Annotated in this window: 15 protein-coding genes; 6 read left to right on the forward strand and 9 right to left on the reverse strand. The window is 65.6% G+C overall.

What is annotated here, in order from left to right; translation table 11 throughout:
* Positions 1–45 precede the first annotated feature (45 nt).
* Positions 46–666: a TetR/AcrR family transcriptional regulator gene (locus BN3270_RS02805; RefSeq protein WP_058985680.1), complete on the forward strand. Its 621-nt coding sequence runs from the start codon at positions 46–48 to the stop codon at positions 664–666.
* Positions 667–716: 50 nt separating this feature from the next.
* On the opposite strand, the gene BN3270_RS02810 is transcribed toward BN3270_RS02805, so the two are convergent.
* From BN3270_RS02810 to BN3270_RS02825, 4 genes are all read right to left on the reverse strand, one after another.
* Positions 717–4,061 (reverse strand): DEAD/DEAH box helicase, encoded by a 3,345-nt coding sequence (locus BN3270_RS02810; RefSeq protein ID WP_058985681.1) that lies wholly within the window; start codon positions 4,059–4,061, stop codon positions 717–719.
* 133 nt (positions 4,062–4,194) lie between these two features.
* Positions 4,195–5,547 carry an ATP-grasp domain-containing protein gene (locus BN3270_RS02815; protein WP_058985682.1) on the reverse strand — a complete coding sequence of 451 codons (1,353 nt, stop codon included), beginning with the start codon at positions 5,545–5,547 and terminating at the stop codon, positions 4,195–4,197.
* A 210-nt stretch (positions 5,548–5,757) separates the two neighbouring features.
* Positions 5,758–7,014, reverse strand: coding sequence for an MFS transporter (locus BN3270_RS02820; RefSeq protein ID WP_271711899.1), 1,257 nt, complete (start codon positions 7,012–7,014; stop codon positions 5,758–5,760).
* Positions 7,015–7,656: 642 nt separating this feature from the next.
* A complete protein-coding gene (locus tag BN3270_RS02825; protein ID WP_058985683.1) occupies positions 7,657–8,496 on the reverse strand; it encodes an aminotransferase class IV in 840 nt (279 codons plus the stop codon).
* Positions 8,497–8,638: 142 nt separating this feature from the next.
* Between BN3270_RS02825 and BN3270_RS02830 the strand changes: the two genes are divergently transcribed.
* A complete protein-coding gene (locus tag BN3270_RS02830) occupies positions 8,639–10,096 on the forward strand; it encodes a uracil-xanthine permease family protein (protein ID WP_058985684.1) in 1,458 nt (485 codons plus the stop codon).
* Positions 10,097–10,164: 68 nt separating this feature from the next.
* On the opposite strand, the gene pdxR is transcribed toward BN3270_RS02830, so the two are convergent.
* Positions 10,165–11,601, reverse strand: coding sequence for a MocR-like pyridoxine biosynthesis transcription factor PdxR (pdxR, locus tag BN3270_RS02835; protein ID WP_058985685.1), 1,437 nt, complete (start codon positions 11,599–11,601; stop codon positions 10,165–10,167).
* A gap of 128 nt (positions 11,602–11,729) precedes the next feature.
* Between pdxR and pdxS the strand changes: the two genes are divergently transcribed.
* Complete coding sequence (gene pdxS, locus BN3270_RS02840; protein ID WP_058985686.1) at positions 11,730–12,623, forward strand: pyridoxal 5'-phosphate synthase lyase subunit PdxS; 894 nt, start codon at positions 11,730–11,732, stop codon at positions 12,621–12,623.
* The gene (pdxT, locus tag BN3270_RS02845; protein WP_058985687.1) at positions 12,623–13,213 is read left to right on the forward strand and encodes a pyridoxal 5'-phosphate synthase glutaminase subunit PdxT; all 591 of its coding nucleotides are present in this window, start codon (positions 12,623–12,625) and stop codon (positions 13,211–13,213) included. Before pdxS ends, pdxT begins: the two co-directional genes overlap by 1 nt.
* Positions 13,214–13,321: 108 nt before the next feature.
* Here pdxT and BN3270_RS02850 read toward each other — a convergent pair whose 3' ends face one another.
* Positions 13,322–13,816, reverse strand: a complete 495-nt coding sequence (locus BN3270_RS02850; RefSeq protein WP_058985688.1) for an HsmA family protein — start codon at positions 13,814–13,816, stop codon at positions 13,322–13,324.
* A gap of 79 nt (positions 13,817–13,895) precedes the next feature.
* Positions 13,896–14,561: a TetR/AcrR family transcriptional regulator gene (locus tag BN3270_RS02855; protein WP_058985689.1), complete on the reverse strand. Its 666-nt coding sequence runs from the start codon at positions 14,559–14,561 to the stop codon at positions 13,896–13,898.
* A 318-nt stretch (positions 14,562–14,879) separates the two neighbouring features.
* On the opposite strand from BN3270_RS02855, the gene BN3270_RS02860 reads away from it, so the two are divergent.
* Complete coding sequence (locus BN3270_RS02860) at positions 14,880–15,281, forward strand: Fur family transcriptional regulator (RefSeq protein ID WP_271711900.1); 402 nt, start codon at positions 14,880–14,882, stop codon at positions 15,279–15,281.
* Between the two features lie 81 nt (positions 15,282–15,362).
* Here BN3270_RS02860 and BN3270_RS02865 read toward each other — a convergent pair whose 3' ends face one another.
* Both BN3270_RS02865 and BN3270_RS02870 read right to left on the reverse strand, forming a co-directional pair.
* Complete coding sequence (locus BN3270_RS02865) at positions 15,363–16,166, reverse strand: alpha/beta hydrolase (protein ID WP_058985690.1); 804 nt, start codon at positions 16,164–16,166, stop codon at positions 15,363–15,365.
* Between the two features lie 2 nt (positions 16,167–16,168).
* On the reverse strand, positions 16,169–16,525 hold the full coding sequence (locus BN3270_RS02870; RefSeq protein WP_058985691.1) for a winged helix-turn-helix transcriptional regulator: 357 nt from the start codon (positions 16,523–16,525) through the stop codon (positions 16,169–16,171).
* 139 nt (positions 16,526–16,664) lie between these two features.
* Here BN3270_RS02870 and ygiD point away from each other — a divergent pair, with 139 nt between their 5' ends.
* Entirely contained in the window at positions 16,665–17,447 is a 783-nt protein-coding gene (ygiD, locus tag BN3270_RS02875) for a 4,5-DOPA-extradiol-dioxygenase (protein ID WP_058985692.1), read from the forward strand.
* Positions 17,448–17,591: the final 144 nt, after the last annotated feature.

Below are 17,591 nucleotides of genomic sequence, written 5' to 3' on the forward strand. Positions count from 1 at the left end.
GCTTAAGCCGCACCTTCGAAAATGTGGGAATTGGGGGGATTCTCTATGGCAGCAAACGAACACGACCTTCGCTACCGTCGCACCCATAACGCCATACAACGGGCCATGGCCGAATTGGTCATGGAAATCGACCCCAACAAAATCACTGTCAAGCAGATCGCCGACCGCGCGCAGATCAACCGCAAGACCTTCTACCTTCACTACGATTCGATCGAATCCCTCTTCGACGAGCATCTGGATGCCGTGATGAACCGCTTCTTCGACGAAGCGGAACAGACGCCCGAAACGCCCGAGGACATCGAGGGGCATGCCGTGCGGTTCTTCCTCTTCCTCGCTCAGCAAGACGAACCCACCACGCGCCTTATCTGCACGCGTGGGCGCTACGACTACGGCGGGAAACTCTACCGCATGCAGATGGAGCGCTACGCGACAGCGGGAAACCCCTTCCCCACGCTCGATACAGCTGAATTCGACCTGGTTACCCACTTCATTCGGTCGACCGCCTTGCAGTTTTTCCGCCGTTGGGTGCGCGACGGACGCATCGTGGAGAGCCAGCGGGCGGCAGCGCTCTTGGGACAGCTGACAACTTTCGGCGTAAGCCCCTTCCTACACGCAGTTTCCCAAGAGCCGTACACGTCAGTCGAAAACAAACTGCCAACCGAATAGGACGAAATATAGGAGGGGCGCCTCCGCACTCCGCCCCCCCCAATTGCACGCTACGACAACAGGGCGATCAAATCGTCGGTCGACAGCTTGGCGAGCGAAGCGCCCGAACCCGCCAGCAGGGTGTGCGCAAGCTCGCTCTTGCGCTCCTGCAGATCGACGATGCGCTCTTCTATCGTGCCCTTCGCGATCACCTTGTACACGCTTACCGTGCGCTCCTGGCCGATGCGGTGGGCGCGGTCGGTCGCCTGGTTTTCGGCCGCTGCGTTCCACCAGGGATCGGCATGAATCACCATCGATGCGCCCGTGAGGTTCAACCCCGTGCCGCCCGCCTTGAGCGAGATGAGGAACACCGGCACGTCGTTGGCGTTGAACTCGTTCACCAGTTCCAGGCGCCGCTTCTTCGGCGTGGCGCCCGTGATCGTAAAGTAGCTCACGCCCGCTTTCTCAAGCCGTGCAGCGATCCGCTTCAAAAAGCTCGTGAACTGGGAGAACACGAGGATCTTCTGCCCCGATTCGATGCCCTCGCCCACCAGGTCGACGATCGTGTCGAGTTTGGCGGCGCCGCCCTTGTAGTTCTCGAACACGAGGGCCGGGTCCAGGCACAGCTGGCGTAGGCGCGTGAGCTGGGCAAGCACCTGCACCTTGTTCATGTCGTTGGCGCCCGCCTCGTGCGAGCGCGACCCCGATTCGCGCTTCTGGGCGTTGAGCGCATCGCGCAGGTGCTGCTCGCTCGCCTGATAGGCTTTGGCCTGCGGCCCGGTCATCTGGGCGTACACGCGCGATTCCATCTTGTCGGGCAAGTCGGTGAGCACGTTGGCCTTCAGCCGCCGCAGCACGAAGGGCCCCACGAGAGCCTGCAGGCTCTTCTGCGCCTCCTCGTCGTTGCCCAGCACGGGAATCTCGAACCGCTCGCGAAAGTGCATGGCCGAACCCAAAAGGCCCGGCATCAGGAAGTCGAAGATGCTCCACAGCTCGCTCGGCCGGTTCTCCACCGGGGTGCCCGTGAGCGCGAACCGGTGCTGGGCGCGCACCCGTTTGGCGGCTTTGGCCACCTTGGTCGACTGGTTCTTGATGTACTGGGCCTCGTCGAGCGTGCAGCTGAAGAGTTTCATCTGCGCGAAGTCTTCCACGTCGATACGCAGGATGTCGTAGCTCGTGATCATCACATCGACTTCGCCGGCGGCCGCACGCGCCCGCTCGGCCACCCGGTGCGCTTTGGCCCCGGCCAGCGTGGCGATGCGCATCTGCGGCGCGAACCGCTCGAATTCAGCCGCCCAATTGTAGACCAAGGACGCCGGGCACACGATCAGGCTGGGAGCATCGGCCCGATCGGAGCAGCTCACCAACCAGCTGATCAGCTGCACCGATTTGCCCAGGCCCATTTCGTCGGCCAGGATGCCTCCGAAGCCGCAGCTCGTGAGCAGCGACAGCCAGGCGAACCCTTCCACCTGGTAGGGACGCAAGATACCGGCAAGCGAAGCGGGCGGGACCCGCTTCTTGGCCCGTTCTTCATCGAAACGGTCGAGGTAAGCCGAAAAGCTCTCGTCGCGGTCGGCGTCGGGCAGACGGTCCTTCAGGTAGAAGGCCTCGTAGAGGGGCAGTTCCACCTCTCCCGTTCCCAGCTGGCTGCCTTTGATCCCCAGGTCGCTGGATAAGCGGTCGATCTGGGCCAGGTCCATGTCGCCCACGTTGAGGAAGGCCCCGTTCTTCAGGCGATGGTAGCGGCGGCGCAGCCGGTAGCTGTCGAGGATGCGCGCCACCTCTTCGGGCTCGAGCTCGTCGGCGGAAATGTCCAGGTTGATCAGGTCGCCCGAAATGGAAAGGCCCGTTTGCGCGGTGGGATGGCCGTCGAAGAGCAGCTTGTCGAAAGCCGGCGTGGTGAACACCTGGCCCAGCTCGCGGAAGGCCGCCAATCCTCCGAAGAGCAACTCCCCGATCGCATCGGCATCGTCGATCGCGATCCTGCCCACCGTGCGGCCGGCCTCGCCCTTGGGCACGACGAATTCCGCGAAGTAGCGACGCACCGCTTCGGCACCCGCCGCTTCCGATTCGGGGTCGCGCACGTGAGCGTCCTCGTGGGTGATCGGGGCGAGCACATGGAAGCTTCGGCCTCCGTAGACGGCGCGGGCGTCGCAGACGACCCCCGTGCGCGTGCGGTCCAAATAGAAGGCGAGCTCGCAGGGCACCGGCTTGAGCGCGTCGAGTTCTGCGGGGGCCTGGGCGCCGAGCACATCCTCGAACACGGGCAGCACGGTCGACGCGAAGCGCGGGGCATCGTCGGCCGCGACGAAAAGGGCACCGTCGCCGTAGAGGGCATCGAGCACCTTGCGGGCCGAAGCAAACGAAGGCGGGCATAGCCAGATGGTGTCGCCACGCCACAGAGCCAGGCGCTGGCCGTCGGACACGACGCGGGCGGGTTCGGGTGCGCTCACTTCAAAGCCCCCGTCGACCGCTTCGATAGAAATTCCCAGTTCGGGCTTGCCCTCGCGCACCGTGACGGTCATGCGGTCCCTGTCACGTGCCAAGCGTCCGCGCGACCGACCCGTGCGCAGCAGATAGGCGCCCTGGGCTTCGATCGCCTGTTCTTCGTCGAGAATATCGATCTGCTCGCCTTCGAAAATCCCGAACAGATCGAGCAGTTCCGAATTTGCCAGCTGCATTTCGCGCCCCACGCGCACCGCGCTTGAATACCCGTAGCTGTAGCCGTAGCTGTACCCCGACGAAGCGAGCGGCGCAAGCTCGCGGCGCGCTTCCACCGCCGCATCGAGGAAACGCCAGATCTTGCGCGCACGCGGGGTGAGATTGCCCGGCACGTGGCTGAAGGCGAGCTTTTTTCCATAGGACACATAGTCACCCGCGCGCATGTGGTCCAAAAAGTCGCCGATGTTCTTCAGCACATACGAGCCTTTTGGCCCTACGATTTTGAACTGAAGCGTCCACTGGTCGAAGTAGTAGCTCAGCTCCATATCCAAATCGACGTTGGCCTGCGCCTGGCGGGGACCGGGTGCGGTGCGGTCCATAATCAAAGACAGGGCGCCCGACGTCTGACGGGCGCGTGCGTTTCCCGTAGAGCGGAACGAGCTCGACGCGTCGTTGTAGCGCATCACCAGGCCAACCGCATGCTTGCACATACCGCTGAAATTGTCGGCGGCCGGACAGGTGCAGTCGTAGTCGAGAATTTCGCCTTCAACGGGATCGATGAAGACTTCGGTTTCGTACATATCGCCCGGATCCGTACCGCGCATACGGGCAGAAAGGCGCAGTCGGCGCACGCCGCGCACCGACGTCTCTTCGGCTGTGGGTGCAAGTATGCGCGACGGCCGGTCGGCGATGTCGCGCCCCCGCTGATAGTTGGCCGTACGGCAGTTGTTGCGCAGCTCGCGCGCCGAAATCATGGTCGTCTTTCGCTCCTTCGCCCGACTTTCAACACGGCGCATGCGCGAGACCGGCACGAAGGCGTCCCGACCGTGCGCGCTGCCGGCAGGCGCCCCGGCGCGAGCGCCCGGCTGCCTGCCACCTCCGTATGCCCTACTCTACCTTGAACGTGTTGGCGCACAAGCCCCCGTGGTCGATCGCGATCACGCCTTCTTGCCCCAGACGGCAGTAGAAGCCCACGGGCTCGCCGTCGTACATATAGACGCCCGGCATCGACTGCCACGATTCCACGCGAGCAGCCTGGGCGGGGTCGGCTTCCTCTTCGGCGCCAAAGGCGGTCTGCACGATGTCGACATGGTGGGGCGGGTAGAACTCCTGCACGATGGCGCCCGCGTCGAGGTTTTCGTCGACGATGCGCGCCCAGGCGTCGGCGTCGAAATCGACGCCCGGGTAGACGCCGTGTCCGCCGTAGTCGTCGGCCGGCTTGATGATCCACTTCTCACGGTCGGCCTTGACCTCGTCGAGCGTGTAGCCCGCGGGTTCGGCCGAGAGCACGTAGGTACGCGGCACGTGGGCATCGATGAAGGCGCATTCTTCGGGCGTGAGGAAGGCCCGCGTGCGGTCGTCGAAGAGGGCGATGTTGACCATCTTGGAATGGGCAACCGTGGTGCGGAAATGCCCGATCAGGCAGACCTTTTCGGCCGCCACCGCATCGATGAGAGGCTGGCATTCGTCCAGATGGCCCAAAAGCTCGCTCGTCACGGCACGGCGGTAGATCGCGTCGATCACCGTGCCGTCGGACGCGTCGCGCAGATGCTCGCCGTCGAAGGTGAAGTTGCGCGTGTCCACGAAGCGGCAGGGAATTCCCTTGCGTTCGAAGGCTTCGATGAACCGGTTGAAGTCGCTGAAGACGCCGCTTTCTTCGAAATCGGTGATGCACACCGTGGGATGGGCGACCGCATGGGCGTCGCTTTCATAAATGCGCATGAAGGCGCACACCCAGGAATCGAAGAGCTCGAACTGACTCACCGTATGACGGGCGGCGAAGCGCTTGAAGGCTTCACCCTGCATGAGGGCCCGGCCGATCATATAGTCGCGCGAGGCCGCGCCCGCGCCGTCGGTGTTGAACTCGCAGAACTTGTAGGACCGGTCACCTTCGTCGAGGAAGAGGTCGAAGCGGCCCATGGGCAGAAGCTGATCGTAGCCGCAGGGCAACAAGACGAGCTTTTCCACTTCGGGCGGCAGCTTGAACATGGCGCGATAGGAAGGATCGTCCAGGTAGCGGCGGATGACCTTGCAGAGGATGCGATGGGCCATGCGCACCTGGTCGCCTATAAAGGCCAGGTCGTCGTCGTTCACCAGGTAGGGCACGTAGGGGAAGGGCGCCGGCTCGCCGTGCACGTAGACGTCGGATTCGCGGATGAAATCGAGGGCCGCCCGGCGTCCCGGCAGGTCGCCGCCCAGATCGCGGATGATGTCGATGTATTCCCGGCGCTCTTCTTGCATGGAGGCTCCTTGGTCGTACGGATTCGCATGGCCTGCAGGATAGCACGAGCGGTAGATGCCCCCGCCGCGGGCTGGCCGGGTGCAGAAAAGTTCCCGGCTGTGGCGGGGTTTCGGCACGTGGGCGACGGCGCGCTCCGGGCAGGCGCGCTCCCGGGCCGTCCTTCTCTAGACGGGCGAAACAGAGGGGCGCGGCCCTTCCGCACCTCTCCCCTATGCGCGGCGGACGAGGCGGGCAAGCAAGATGAAGGCCGCCACCTGCAAGGCGATGGCGTAGACCGCGATTGCCGCCTGGCCCAGAGGATAAAGCACGCCGATGACCGTAGCGCCCACGAAGGTACCGATGCCCGTGGCCACACTGAACATGCCGTAGGAGGTGGCCCGCTTGCCGCCCGGCACCATGTCGGCCACGGCCGCGCGCATCGTCGATTCCTGCACGCCCAGGCTCATGCCCCACAAGGCCACGCCCACGGCGACGAGCGGCACCGACGACGCGAAGGCGAACAGGGGCACGAGCGCCGACACCACCGGCAGCACGAAAAGCACCTTGACCCCGTATTTGTCGTACAAGCTGCCCGTAATTAGGGCGAACACGGCATCGACCGCCTGGGCGATCGCATAGAGGACGGGCACGAATGCCGCGTCCATCAGTCCCGCGTCGACCATGTGGAAGCTCATCACGCCGAAGGTTCCCACGCCGGCGAGCACGAGCCCGCAGAAGGAGGTGTACGCCCAGAAGCGGGCGGGCAGCTTGGCGCGGGGCTGCTTGACGGGCGCGGCAGCAAGTGCACGAGCTTCGGCGTTCGCGCCGACGACGCCTTGCGTGGGCGCGACCCCTTCGGCATTCGCTCCTGCCGCCTCGCCTTCCGCTTCCCCTTCCTCGTAGGCCGATGGGTCGGGCACGCGGCGGCGCAGGACGAGCAAGACGAGGATTGCCGCCACGCCGGGCACGATCATCACGCCAAGGGCGCTTCCGAAGGAGTTATGCGTGGCCTGCAGAATCGCCGCCACCACCAGAGGACCCGCAAAGGCACCGACCTGGTCCATGAGCTCGTGAATCGCAAAGCCCTTTCCGCGTCCCACCTTGGCCGAAGCATGCGAGATCATCGCGTCGCGCGAGGGCGTACGCAGCGATTTGCCGAAGCGTTCGACGATAATAAGAGCCGACACGGCCACGACGCTGCCGGCGAAGCCCATGGCGGGCACCGCGAGGCCCGTGATCGCATAGCCCGCGATTGCGAATATCCAATAGCGGCCCGTGCGGTCGGCAGCCGGTCCGCTCACCAGGCGGCCGGCAAGCGAGGTGGCCTCGCCCAGACCGCTCACCAGGCCCACCAGGGCAGCGCTGGCGCCCAGTGAGGCGAGCAAGGGGCCCTGCACCGAAAGGGCGGCCTGGTAGACCACGTCCATGAGCATGCTCACGACGCCAAAGGACAGGATGAAGCCGAACGGGCCGGTTCGCGGTTTCACGCAGGCTCCCTTCGATTCCGAAACGCAGCAGATAGCCCCGATTGTACGCTTGCAGTGAGTCAAGGGGGATCACACGTGCTTGGCTCACCCGCGCCCCGCTCAACCCGCAAGCTTCTTGCACACTCCCGCTCATCCCGCAGGGCCGGTGCAATCCCCCTGCTCATTTCGCAGGGCCGATGCGATTCCCGTGCTCATCCTGCAGGGCCGGTGCGATTCCCTGCTCGTTTCGCAGGGCCGGTACACGTGGTTGAGCGCTCGGGCCCCGCATGCGGGGCCCTTTGCTCAAAACGCAGGGGGATGTCGCGCCGAACGGGCAAATCCCGCTCATCCCGCAGGGCCCTTGCACGGTTCCGCTCACAACGCAGGGCCGTGACGGGTTTCGCGTGCCTTTCCCCTGCGAAACGAGCTTTGGAAGCGCCGTTTCCCGTTCGGCGCGCAAAGGCCCTGCATGTTGTGCAGGCGGGCGGAAAGAGGCAGGGCGATGGCGGCCGCCCTCTCCTCCTCGCTCGCGTAGGCGCGCGCGTACTGCCGCTCCTACGCGAGCGTCCTGTTCATGCGCTCGACCTTGCCGCTCTGCCAGGGGCTGAAGGGCCTGGTGTACGTGCGCTCGATGTCCGTCGCCTCCAGCCAGTCGTTGAACAGCTAGGCGGTGGCGGTGAGCAGCTCGTTCACGACGCTCGCGCGCAGGGCCTCGACCAGCTCGCCCGCCTTGCCGCCCACCGACGCCCCGTCGAGCTCGCAGGCGCGCATACAGGGCGTGCCCGAACTGCTCACGATCACCTCATCGGCCGCGCGCAAGCGATCGAGCGTGTAGGGTTCCTCGCGCACGGGAATCCCCAGGCGCCCGCAGGCCGCGATCAGGTGCGCCCGCCCGATCCCGGGCAGAATGAGGTTGTCGGCGGGCGCCGTGACGAAGGCCCCGTCCTCGATGATGTGCACGTTGCTGTGGGCGCATTCGGTCACACGCCCACCCGGACGGTAGAGCACCGTCTCGTAGGCACCGGCGCGCTTGGCCGCTTCGGCCGCCATAACCGAGGGGATGAGGTTCAAGGTCTTCACGTTGCAGTGGAAAAAGCGCGTGTCTTCGGCCGTGATGAGCTTCACGGGCGTATGCCCCTCGTCGATTTCGTAGGGCACGAGCGTCACCCACAGGTTGGCAGGCCCTTGGCAGAACACGTGATTGCGCGGCGCCGTCCCGCGCGTGACCTGGAAGTAGACGAGCAGATCGCCCGTATCCATCTTGCGCATGAGGTCCTCGAGCAGGTCGGCCAGCTCGGATTTGGTCACGGGCACCTCGATTTCCAACGCCGCCGCGCTGCGGAAGAAGCGGTCGATGTGCTCGTCCATCGCGAACATGCGGTAGTTGCGCGCCGGACCCGCGTCGTAGACGCCGTCGCCGAACCAGCTCGCGCGGTCGTTCATAGGCACGGTCATTTCCTCGAGCGGGCCCCAGGTGCCGTTGTAGTAGCCGAGTGTTTTCATGCAAGCTCCTCTTCGCCGCAAGCGTATTCGTTACGCCCGCTAGCCTATCACGCGCGCAAGGGCCGAGCGCATCCGCCGACAGATGTGCACGACCTATGGCACAATGGGAACCCGAATGCACCGCAATCGGGAGAGGAACCTAATGAAAGACGAAATCGCCGTGCCCACGATGGGGGCCGCGGACGCGCCCAACGCCGTATACGACGCCCGCGCGCTCGGTCGTCCCAAGATGATCGTGTTCGGCCTGCAGCACATGTTCGCCATGTTCGGCGCCACCGTGCTCGTGCCCACGATCACCGGCCTTTCGGTGTCGGCCACCCTGTTGTTCGCCGGGCTCGGCACCCTGCTCTTCCACCTGATTTCGAAGGGCAAGGTACCCGCCTTCCTGGGCTCGTCGTTCGCCTTCATCGCCGGCTACACGGCCATCGCACCCATGCTGCCCGACGCTTCCGGCAACCTGGCCGTGGCCAACACGGCCCTTTTGCCCTACGCCTGCTTGGGCGTAGCCTGCGCCGGCTTGCTCTACCTGGTGCTTTCGGCCCTCTTCCGCGCCTTTGGCGCCGCCCGCGTCATGCGCTACTTCCCGCCGGTCGTCACCGGCCCCATCGTGATCGCGATCGGTCTCACGCTTTCGGCATCGGCCGTGGCCAACTGCCAGACCAACTGGTTCGTAGCCGTGATCGCGATCGCCACGATCGTCGTCTTCAACATCTGGGGCAAGGGCATGCTGAAGATCATCCCCATCCTGCTCGGCGTCATCGCCGGCTACGTGGCCGCTGTGGCCCTGGGCCTCGTCGATTTCACGCCCGTAGCCCAAGCGTCGTGGATCGGCCTGCCCGTTTTGTGGGAGAACACGGTCTTCTCGCTCGCGGGACCCGGCTTCGACACCGGTCTGGCCATCACGGCGATCATCACGATCATGCCCCTTGCCTTCGCCACGATGATCGAGCACATCGGCGACATCTCGGCCATCAGCTCTACCTGCAACCGCAACTACATCGCCGAGCCCGGCCTGCACCGCACGCTCTTGGGCGACGGCCTGGCCACGATTCTGGCCTCCCTCTTCGGAGCGCCGGCCAACACCACCTACGGCGAAAACACCGGCGTGCTCGCCCTCACGCGCGTCTTCGATCCCCGCGTGATCCGCATCGCCGCCTGCTTCGCGATCCTCTTCTCCTTCTGCCCTAAGTTCGCGGCGATCATCGAGGTCATGCCCGCCTGCGTGATCGGCGGCGTGTCGCTCGTCCTCTACGGCATGATCTCGGCGGTGGGCATTCGCAACCTCGTGGAAAACCACGTCGACTTCACCCTGTCGCGCAACATCATCATCACGGCCCTCATCATCGTGCTGTCGATCGGCATTTCCTACAGCGCCGCCGGCGCCATCGTCATCCCCACGGGCAGCATCACGATCTCGCTTTCGGGCCTGGCCGTGGGCTCGCTGGTGGGCATCGTGTTGAACATCGTGCTTCCCGGCAAGGAAACCATCTACAGCGTCGACGGCACCATGGTGGAAGGCGACGAGCAACTTGCCGCCCACTCCGACGAGCTACCCCTGGAAGGCCCCACGATGGCCGAAGGCGAGCGCGCGCAGAAATAGCGGTGGGAGCGGCACCGCTCGCGGCGGCGAGCGCGCCCGCAGAACGAACCCCCTGCCCCAGCAGCCCGCTAACGCGCCCGCGCGATGACGCGGGCCACCTCGTGCGCCGCATCAACGTCGAGCCCCGCGTACTGGACCACGAAACGCGGGCGCCCGTCGGGTGCGGGCGCCTCGTGGCGGTAGGTCGAAAGGCCGGCGAGCTTCACGCCCGCCGCAAGGGCCCGCGCGGCGATGTCGGCCTCGCTTGCCGGCGAATCGAGGGCCATCACGAAATGCAGGCCCGAATCGGCCTCTTCGATTGCGACCGTGCCGCCAAGCTCGGCGCTCAGGGCATCGATCAGCGCATCGCGTACCTCGCGCTGCTGCTTGCGCCAACGGGCCACATGCCGCTCGTAGGCACCCGATTCGAGCGTGCGCGCCAACGTGACCTGGTCTATCACCGAAAGCGTGTTGGTCACGTAGCCCACGCGTTCGTCAAGCGCGCCCGCCAGGCGCGGCGGCACCACCATATAGGCCATGCGCAACGCAGAGCTCAGGCTCTTCGAGAAGGTCGACAGGTAAATCACGCGCCCCGTGGCGTCGACCGAAGCGAGGGCGGGAATCGGCATGCCGGCAAAGCGGAACTCCCAGTCGTAGTCGTCTTCCACGATCATGCGGTCGGGCGCCTCGCATGCCCAGCCGAGCAGCTCGTAGCGCCGAGCGACCGTCATGGGCCGCCCCGTGGGGAACTGGTGCGAGGGCGTCACATGAGCCACGCTCGCCCCGCTTGCGCTAAGAGCCGACGCGCTCATACCTTCCGCATCGACCGGCACGAAAGTGGCCCGAGCGCCGTCGCCTTCGTAAAAGGCCGCCAACCCCGGCACGCCCGGGTCTTCCACCGCAAAGGTGCGCCGCGCGCCTAAAAGCTTCACCACGACCGAATAGAGCACCTGGGCGCCGGCGCCCACGTAGATGCAGGCCGGGTCGACGTCCATGCCGCGCGCGCCGCGAAGGTAGGCGGCGATGGCCTGCCGCAGGCGCTCGCTACCCCAAGCCGGTTGCGGGCCGAAAAGGTCCTCGTAGCGCTCGTGAGCGATGCAGGACCGCAGAGCCCGGGTCCAGAAGGCGCCCACTTCGGCGGACGCCCCCGTGCCTGGCCGCGACAGGTCGGCGAGCAGAGACCGCGCCGGGGCGGCGCAGCCCGCAGCCACGCTCGGCCGCGACGGAATCGCCCGTGCGGCCGTCGACGCCACGAAGGCCCCCGTTCCCTGTACCCTGCCCCGGGGCAGGCGCTCGACGAAGTAGCCCCGCCGTTCTTCGGCGCGCAGGTAACCCTCGGCCGCAAGCTGGGCGTAAGCCGCTTCTACCGTCACCACGCCCACACCCAGATGCTCGGCAAACCGCCGTTTCGAGGGCAGCTTGTCGCCTTCGGCGATGCGACCTTCAAGGATATCCCCCCGGATGCAGCGGTAGAGGTACTCGTAGCGGCTTGCCTCGCCGCGCGCTGTCATGTCGTAACTGAGCATCTGGTCCTATCGGTCGTGTTAATCTGACTCTATTCTGACCTTATCATTTTTTCATTATTTGATAATTCTCGCAGCATCAGTTCAGCTCTAGCATCTTCGGCATCACACATTTCGAAGAAAGGACCGCTATGGCAGAACCCACCCAGACCCCCGCAGAGCGCGCCGCCCTCAACCGCCAGCTCGCCCAAATGCTCAAAGGCGGCGTCATCATGGACGTCACCACCCCCGAGCAGGCCCGCATCGCCGAAGAAGCGGGCGCCGCCGCCGTCATGGCGCTCGAGCGCATCCCCGCCGATATCCGCGCCGCAGGCGGCGTCTCGCGCATGAGCGACCCCAAGATGATCAAGGGTATCCAGGAAGCCGTGTCGATTCCCGTCATGGCCAAATGCCGCATCGGGCATTTCGTGGAAGCCCAGGTCCTGCAGGCGATCGACATCGACTACATCGACGAATCGGAAGTGCTCTCCCCCGCCGACGACATCTACCACATCGACAAAACCGCCTTCGCCGTGCCCTTCGTCTGCGGCGCCCGCAACCTGGGCGAAGCCCTGCGCCGCATCGCCGAAGGCGCCAGTATGATCCGCACCAAGGGCGAACCGGGCACGGGCGACGTGGTGCAGGCCGTGAGCCACATGCGCCTGATCAACGCCGAAATCCGCCACGTGCAGAGCCTGCGCGCCGACGAGCTGTACGAGGAAGCCAAACGGCTCGAAGTGCCCATCGACCTCGTGCGCTTCGTGCATGACCACGGCAAGCTCCCCGTGGTGAACTTCGCCGCCGGCGGCGTCGCTACCCCGGCCGACGCGGCCCTCATGATGCAGCTGGGCGCCGAAGGCGTGTTCGTGGGCAGCGGCATCTTCAAGAGCGGCAATCCCGCCAAGCGGGCGCGCGCCATCGTGGGCGCGGTGACCAACTACCGGGATCCCCAGGTCATCGCCGAACTATCCGAAGACTTGGGCGAAGCCATGGTGGGTATCAACAAAGACGAGATCGACCTGCTCATGGCCGAGCGAGGCAAATAATGGCCACCGCGGTCCTGGCCCTGCAGGGTGCCTTCATCGAGCACGAACGCGCCCTCGCCGACGTGGGCGAGCCCTCCTTAGAGCTGCGCTGCGCGGCCGACCTGTCCCGCCCCTTCGACCGATTGGTCCTTCCGGGCGGCGAGAGCACCGTGCAGGGCAAGCTTTTGCGTGAAGAGGGCATGCTCGCACCCCTGCGCGAGCGCATCGAAGCCGGCATGCCGGTGCTCGCGACCTGCGCCGGCCTCATCCTGCTTGCGCGTGCGATCGCAGGCGACGGGTCGCGGGAGAGCGAGCCCCGGGCGGCGCAAACGGGCCCCTGGATCGGCACGCTCGACGTGACGGTGAAGCGCAACGCCTACGGGCGGCAACTGGGAAGCTTCCATACGACGGCACCGGTCGACGGCATTCCCAACGTGCCGATGACCTTCATCCGCGCCCCGTTCGTTGCCAACGTGGGGCCCGCCGCCCAAGCGATCGCCACCGTCGACGGCCACGTGGTCGCCGTGCGGCAGGGAGCGCAGATCGGCCTCGCCTTCCACCCCGAACTCGACGGCGACCGGCGCATTCACGAGCGCTTCGTGCGGCTCTAGCGCCCAAGGCGGCTGCGCGGGGCGCCCCTTGGCCGGCCGGGACGCTGCCCGCCACCGCCCCGGCCCCGCACGTTGCGAATCACCGGGGCGAAGGAAGGCGCCTTGAGGTTAGCCGCGCTGGGGGCGGTTGCGGCGGGCGGCGGCGTTGGTGCGCAGGCAGAGGATGCCGCCGACGCCCACCGACACCGTCGCCGCGGTCGCCAAGGCACCGCCGGTGGTCATATGGAGCGCCGGCACGCCCATGAGCATGCCGCACACGTACGGAACGAGCCAGAAGAGCCACACCGCCACGCTGAAGCGATGGAAGCGCGCAAGTGATGCGGGATTGCGGCGGATGACGGCGACGGTCGCCCAAAGCGCGTGCGCAAGCATAAGGACGAGGGCGATGGCACCGATGATCGCATGGACAGGATTGGCGCCCGCACCTTGCGCGAGCTGGGCCATGGCACTCGTCCCGACCGTGTCGCAGGCAAGACCTGCATAGAAGAAGGCCAGATGGGCGGGCCTCAAGGTGCCGGCACGTCGTTCGAGGAAGACGCCCGCGGTGTAGAAGACCAGGGCGATAGAGATGATGCCGGCGGCGAAAGCGATAGAAGCGTTCATGGGATGCGACCTTTCGGACGAGGTTCTTTGTTCGACTTCAAGGCTACGCGCGTGCCCATGAACATCAACGGGGATATGTTCACGCCCGCCCCGAGCCATACAGACCGCGCTCGAGCAGGACGAAGAGAACCGGGCAGTCTTCCTCGCCGTGGGTAAGCGCCGTCAGCATCGACGTGAAGGTGAACGCAGCCACCGATGCGGCGTCGACGCCCTCGGGGAGTTCGTCCCAGCGGATCGCGCCATCGTGCGCCGCCACGGCGGCAAGCCCCCGTTCGGCGTGCTCCACCACCGCGCCCCCGCGCAAGCGGGCGGCAACCAAATCGGCTTGGGGCATATCCTCGCGGTCGGCCAGCCAATGGGCGCGAAAGTCGCGCAGCACGTCGACCGCTCGGGCGTAGAGCCTCCGGGCGTAGGCGATGAAGGTTTCGTCCGGGTTGATGTGGCAGAAATCTTCGAAGAAGGCCCGCTCGAAAAAGCGCGTCGCCGCCGCGACCACGATGTCGCTCTTGGTGGGAAACATCTTGTAAAGAGCGCCCACCGAAACGCCTGCCTCGCGGGCGACCCCGCGGGCAGACACAGCCGCGAGTCCCTGGGCGGACGCGATGCGCCAGGCCGCGTCGACCACCCGCTCGCAACGGGTATCCTCGCTCCCCGCAGATGCGCCCGCCCCTTGGGACGGCGCTTGGGATCCCACCGACCCGCGCACCGTGTGCGCGCGCCCTTTTCGTTCACCGCCCTGGCTCATAGCTTCGCCTTTCTCGCCTTCCGTGCCTACGCGCAGACCCCTGGAAGGCTCTCTTCACCCGCGGTGGTCTGCTTGAGCGCATAGTATGAGACCGGTTGCGCGATGCAGGAGCTTACCCACACTTGTTACTAAACGTGCACGCACCCGTTACGGGCCGAAGGCAACCGCTCGCCGAATCCCGCCCGATTATCGACAAGGGAATAGACGGCGAGACAGGAGCCTTGATGATTTGTTGAACATGGGGAAATTACCGATATTGATAGGTGTTCCTGATTGTAAACTAACCTTAGTACCACACTGCGAATAAGGAGCGAACCCATGGTGCAACGAAGAAACACGCGCCAGCGCACGCTCGTCGCCGAAGCTGTATCGGCGCTCCATACCCACCCGTCCGCCAACGACGTGTACGCCTACGTGCACGAACGCGACCCCCATGTGAGCTTGGGCACGGTGTATCGCAACCTCAACCTGCTCGCCGAAGAGGGCAAGATCCTCGAAGTGCATACGCCGGGCGGGTCGCACTACGACTTCCGTACCGACGACCACGACCATGTGGTGTGCACCCACTGCGGCTCGGTCGCCGACGCCGGCGTGAGCCGCCACCGCTCGATCGACGACGACGTCGAGGTCAACACCGGCTACCGGGTCACGGGCCACTTCACCGTCTTCGAAGGCGTCTGCCCGGCTTGCCAGGCCAAACAGGCGGCCCAGGCCTCCTAGAAGCCGCACGCGTTCGGCACGCCGGCTCGCCCCGCTACCGCAAGGCTCCCCTCTCGCACGCGACAGGGGAGCCTTTCCTTGTTAAACAAGACGTGCGACCGTCCAGGCAATGCCCGCGGCCAAACGCCCCGTCGGGTCGTTGAAGTGCCCGCCCGGATTCCACACGAAGGCGCTTGCGCGCACCGCGTCGCTTTCCTGCAGCGCAGAGGCAAAGGCTTCGGTCGCCGCACCCACCTGCGCCATCTGGGCGTTGCGTACCCGGGGCTCCTTCTTCCCCAGGCTCAGGTAGGCGACCGATGCGGCCGGGGCCGCATGATCGCGCGCCCAGTCCGTCCAGCCGGGAAACCACAGCGAGCCCGAACAGGAGGCAAGCCCCTGGAAGGCGCCCGATTCCAAGAAAGCCCAGGCGGCAAACAGACCCGCAAGCGAGTAGCCGACAATCGCGCGGGGGCGCGTTCCGCCCGCGCCTTCGATCGCAGGGATACAGGCCTCCCGCAGCCACGCGAGCGTGGCCGGCCCCTCGCCAGCGAAGGATTCCCCATAGGCGCCCTTGGCTTCGGGCCAAGGGGAAAGCTCGGCATTCCAGTCGCCCGTCTCGCAGGCGACCAGAGTGAAAGCGACAGACCCCGGACGTGCGGCGGCACCAGCGCCGGACGTTTCGGCGTCTTCGGCAACCGCAGACTGCGCGAGCACCCGCGCTGCGGCCCGGGCGAGTTCTTCAGCGTCGTCGCCGTGCTCCCTGTCGATGAAAGCGTAGCAGACGGGCGAAGCGGGACCCACGGCGCCCACCTCGACCTGCCCTACCGTACGGCCTTCGATCGTGCGCGGGGGTGCCGGGCGCAGAGCCATCCCATCGACAGCGGGCATGCCTTCGCGTGCGGTCATCGTTACTCCTTGTTCTGAGCGTGCAGGTAGTCGATATAGCCGTTGCCCCAGGTCTCGATGGCGTCGAGCACCGGCTGAAAGCTCTGCCCAACGGCGGTGAGCTCGTATTCGACCCGCGGCGGGATTTCGGGATAGGCCGTGCGCAGGACGAGCCCCTCCGCTTCGAGGTTCTTCAGCTGGCTCGACAGCGTTGCCTGGGTGATGTCGATGCTGCGCTGCAGCTCGCCGAAACGCTTGGGGCCGCTTGAAAGCTCGTGGATGATGAGCAGGGCCCATTTGCCCTGGAGCAGCTTCTGCGCGGTGACGAAGGGGCAGACGCCGAAATTCTTTGGAAGAGGACGCTCGGCCAACGCAGGCATGAAGTCTCCTTTTCTCAAGTGAAACGTACCTACTAACGGTGAAAATACCGATTGCGTAGTTCTTTTTCACAAAGTATAACAGTATTTGTTAGTTGGTTATTTGAAGTAACATGTCTGTTCATACTTTAAGGAGAAGCCCATGACGCAGAAGAGAATGCCCGTCGTCTTCGCCGGACACGGCAGCCCCATGCTCGCCCTGGAACACACCGAAGTCACGCGCACGCTGACAAAGCTGGGAACGCGCATCGTCGAAGAATGCGGCACCCCGCGCGCCATTCTCGCCGTATCGGCTCATTGGTACGCGCCGGGCACCTTCGTGCAGAGCGCTGCGCACCCGCGCCAAGTCTACGACATGTACGGGTTTCCCCATGAGCTCTACGAGGTCGACTATCCGGTGGACGGCAGCGCCGAGCTCACGAAAGCCGTGCAGGAAGCGCTGGGCGACCGCGTTGCGATCAACGACAACTGGGGCATCGACCACGGTACCTGGACCGTGCTCGTGCATATGTTCCCCAAGGCCGACATCCCCGTCGTGCAGCTTTCGGTCGACCAGGGCGCGGGCGCGCGCGACGCCTACGAGGTCGGGCGGACGCTCGAAGGCCTGCGCGACCAGGGCTTTTTGATTGTGGCCAGCGGCAACACCGTGCACAACCTGGGCATGGTCGAATGGGACAACGAAGACGGCACCAAGATGGCGCACCACTTCAACGACGCCGTGGTCGACGCGGTGAAGCACCGCGTCGACGAGGCCGCGATCGCCTACGAAAAGCTGCCCGACGCCGCCTATGCCGTGCCCACGCCCGACCACTACCTGCCCCTGCTCTACTGCCTTGGCGCAGCGCCGGGCGAGGAGCCGCGCGTCTTCAACAACGTGTGCACTCTGGGCTCGATCGCCATGACGGGCTTCGCCTTCGGCCTGTAGCGCAGGGTGGCCGCCCGCGACCGCACAACAAGCCCTGCGCGCACTGCACGAAACGGTGCCATCTGCCGGTCCAAAGACCGCGTGCTCTCCGATGACGCCCTCGCGCTCGTCCGCGCCCTGAGAAAGGGACGCTAGCCGGGCGCC

Source organism: Hugonella massiliensis (assembly GCA_001486445.1).
GTDB classification, from domain to species: Bacteria; Actinomycetota; Coriobacteriia; order Coriobacteriales; family Eggerthellaceae; genus Hugonella; species Hugonella massiliensis.

Bases quoted from the DNA above. Each gene is read 5' to 3' on its own strand.
- BN3270_RS02805 (WP_058985680.1), top strand. From the start codon at position 46: ATGGCAGCAAACGAACACGACCTTCGCTACCGTCGCACCCATAACGCC.
- BN3270_RS02860 (WP_271711900.1), top strand. From the start codon at position 14,880: ATGGTGCAACGAAGAAACACGCGCCAGCGCACGCTCGTCGCCGAAGCT.
- BN3270_RS02850 (WP_058985688.1), bottom strand. From the start codon at position 13,816: ATGAACGCTTCTATCGCTTTCGCCGCCGGCATCATCTCTATCGCCCTG.
- BN3270_RS02855 (WP_058985689.1), bottom strand. From the start codon at position 14,561: ATGAGCCAGGGCGGTGAACGAAAAGGGCGCGCGCACACGGTGCGCGGG.
- BN3270_RS02865 (WP_058985690.1), bottom strand. From the start codon at position 16,166: ATGACCGCACGCGAAGGCATGCCCGCTGTCGATGGGATGGCTCTGCGC.
- pdxT (WP_058985687.1), top strand. From the start codon at position 12,623: ATGGCCACCGCGGTCCTGGCCCTGCAGGGTGCCTTCATCGAGCACGAA.
- pdxR (WP_058985685.1), bottom strand. From the start codon at position 11,601: ATGCTCAGTTACGACATGACAGCGCGCGGCGAGGCAAGCCGCTACGAG.
- pdxS (WP_058985686.1), top strand. From the start codon at position 11,730: ATGGCAGAACCCACCCAGACCCCCGCAGAGCGCGCCGCCCTCAACCGC.
- ygiD (WP_058985692.1), top strand. From the start codon at position 16,665: ATGACGCAGAAGAGAATGCCCGTCGTCTTCGCCGGACACGGCAGCCCC.
- BN3270_RS02830 (WP_058985684.1), top strand. From the start codon at position 8,639: ATGAAAGACGAAATCGCCGTGCCCACGATGGGGGCCGCGGACGCGCCC.
- BN3270_RS02810 (WP_058985681.1), bottom strand. From the start codon at position 4,061: ATGATTTCGGCGCGCGAGCTGCGCAACAACTGCCGTACGGCCAACTAT.
- BN3270_RS02815 (WP_058985682.1), bottom strand. From the start codon at position 5,547: ATGCAAGAAGAGCGCCGGGAATACATCGACATCATCCGCGATCTGGGC.
- BN3270_RS02825 (WP_058985683.1), bottom strand. From the start codon at position 8,496: ATGAAAACACTCGGCTACTACAACGGCACCTGGGGCCCGCTCGAGGAA.
- BN3270_RS02870 (WP_058985691.1), bottom strand. From the start codon at position 16,525: ATGCCTGCGTTGGCCGAGCGTCCTCTTCCAAAGAATTTCGGCGTCTGC.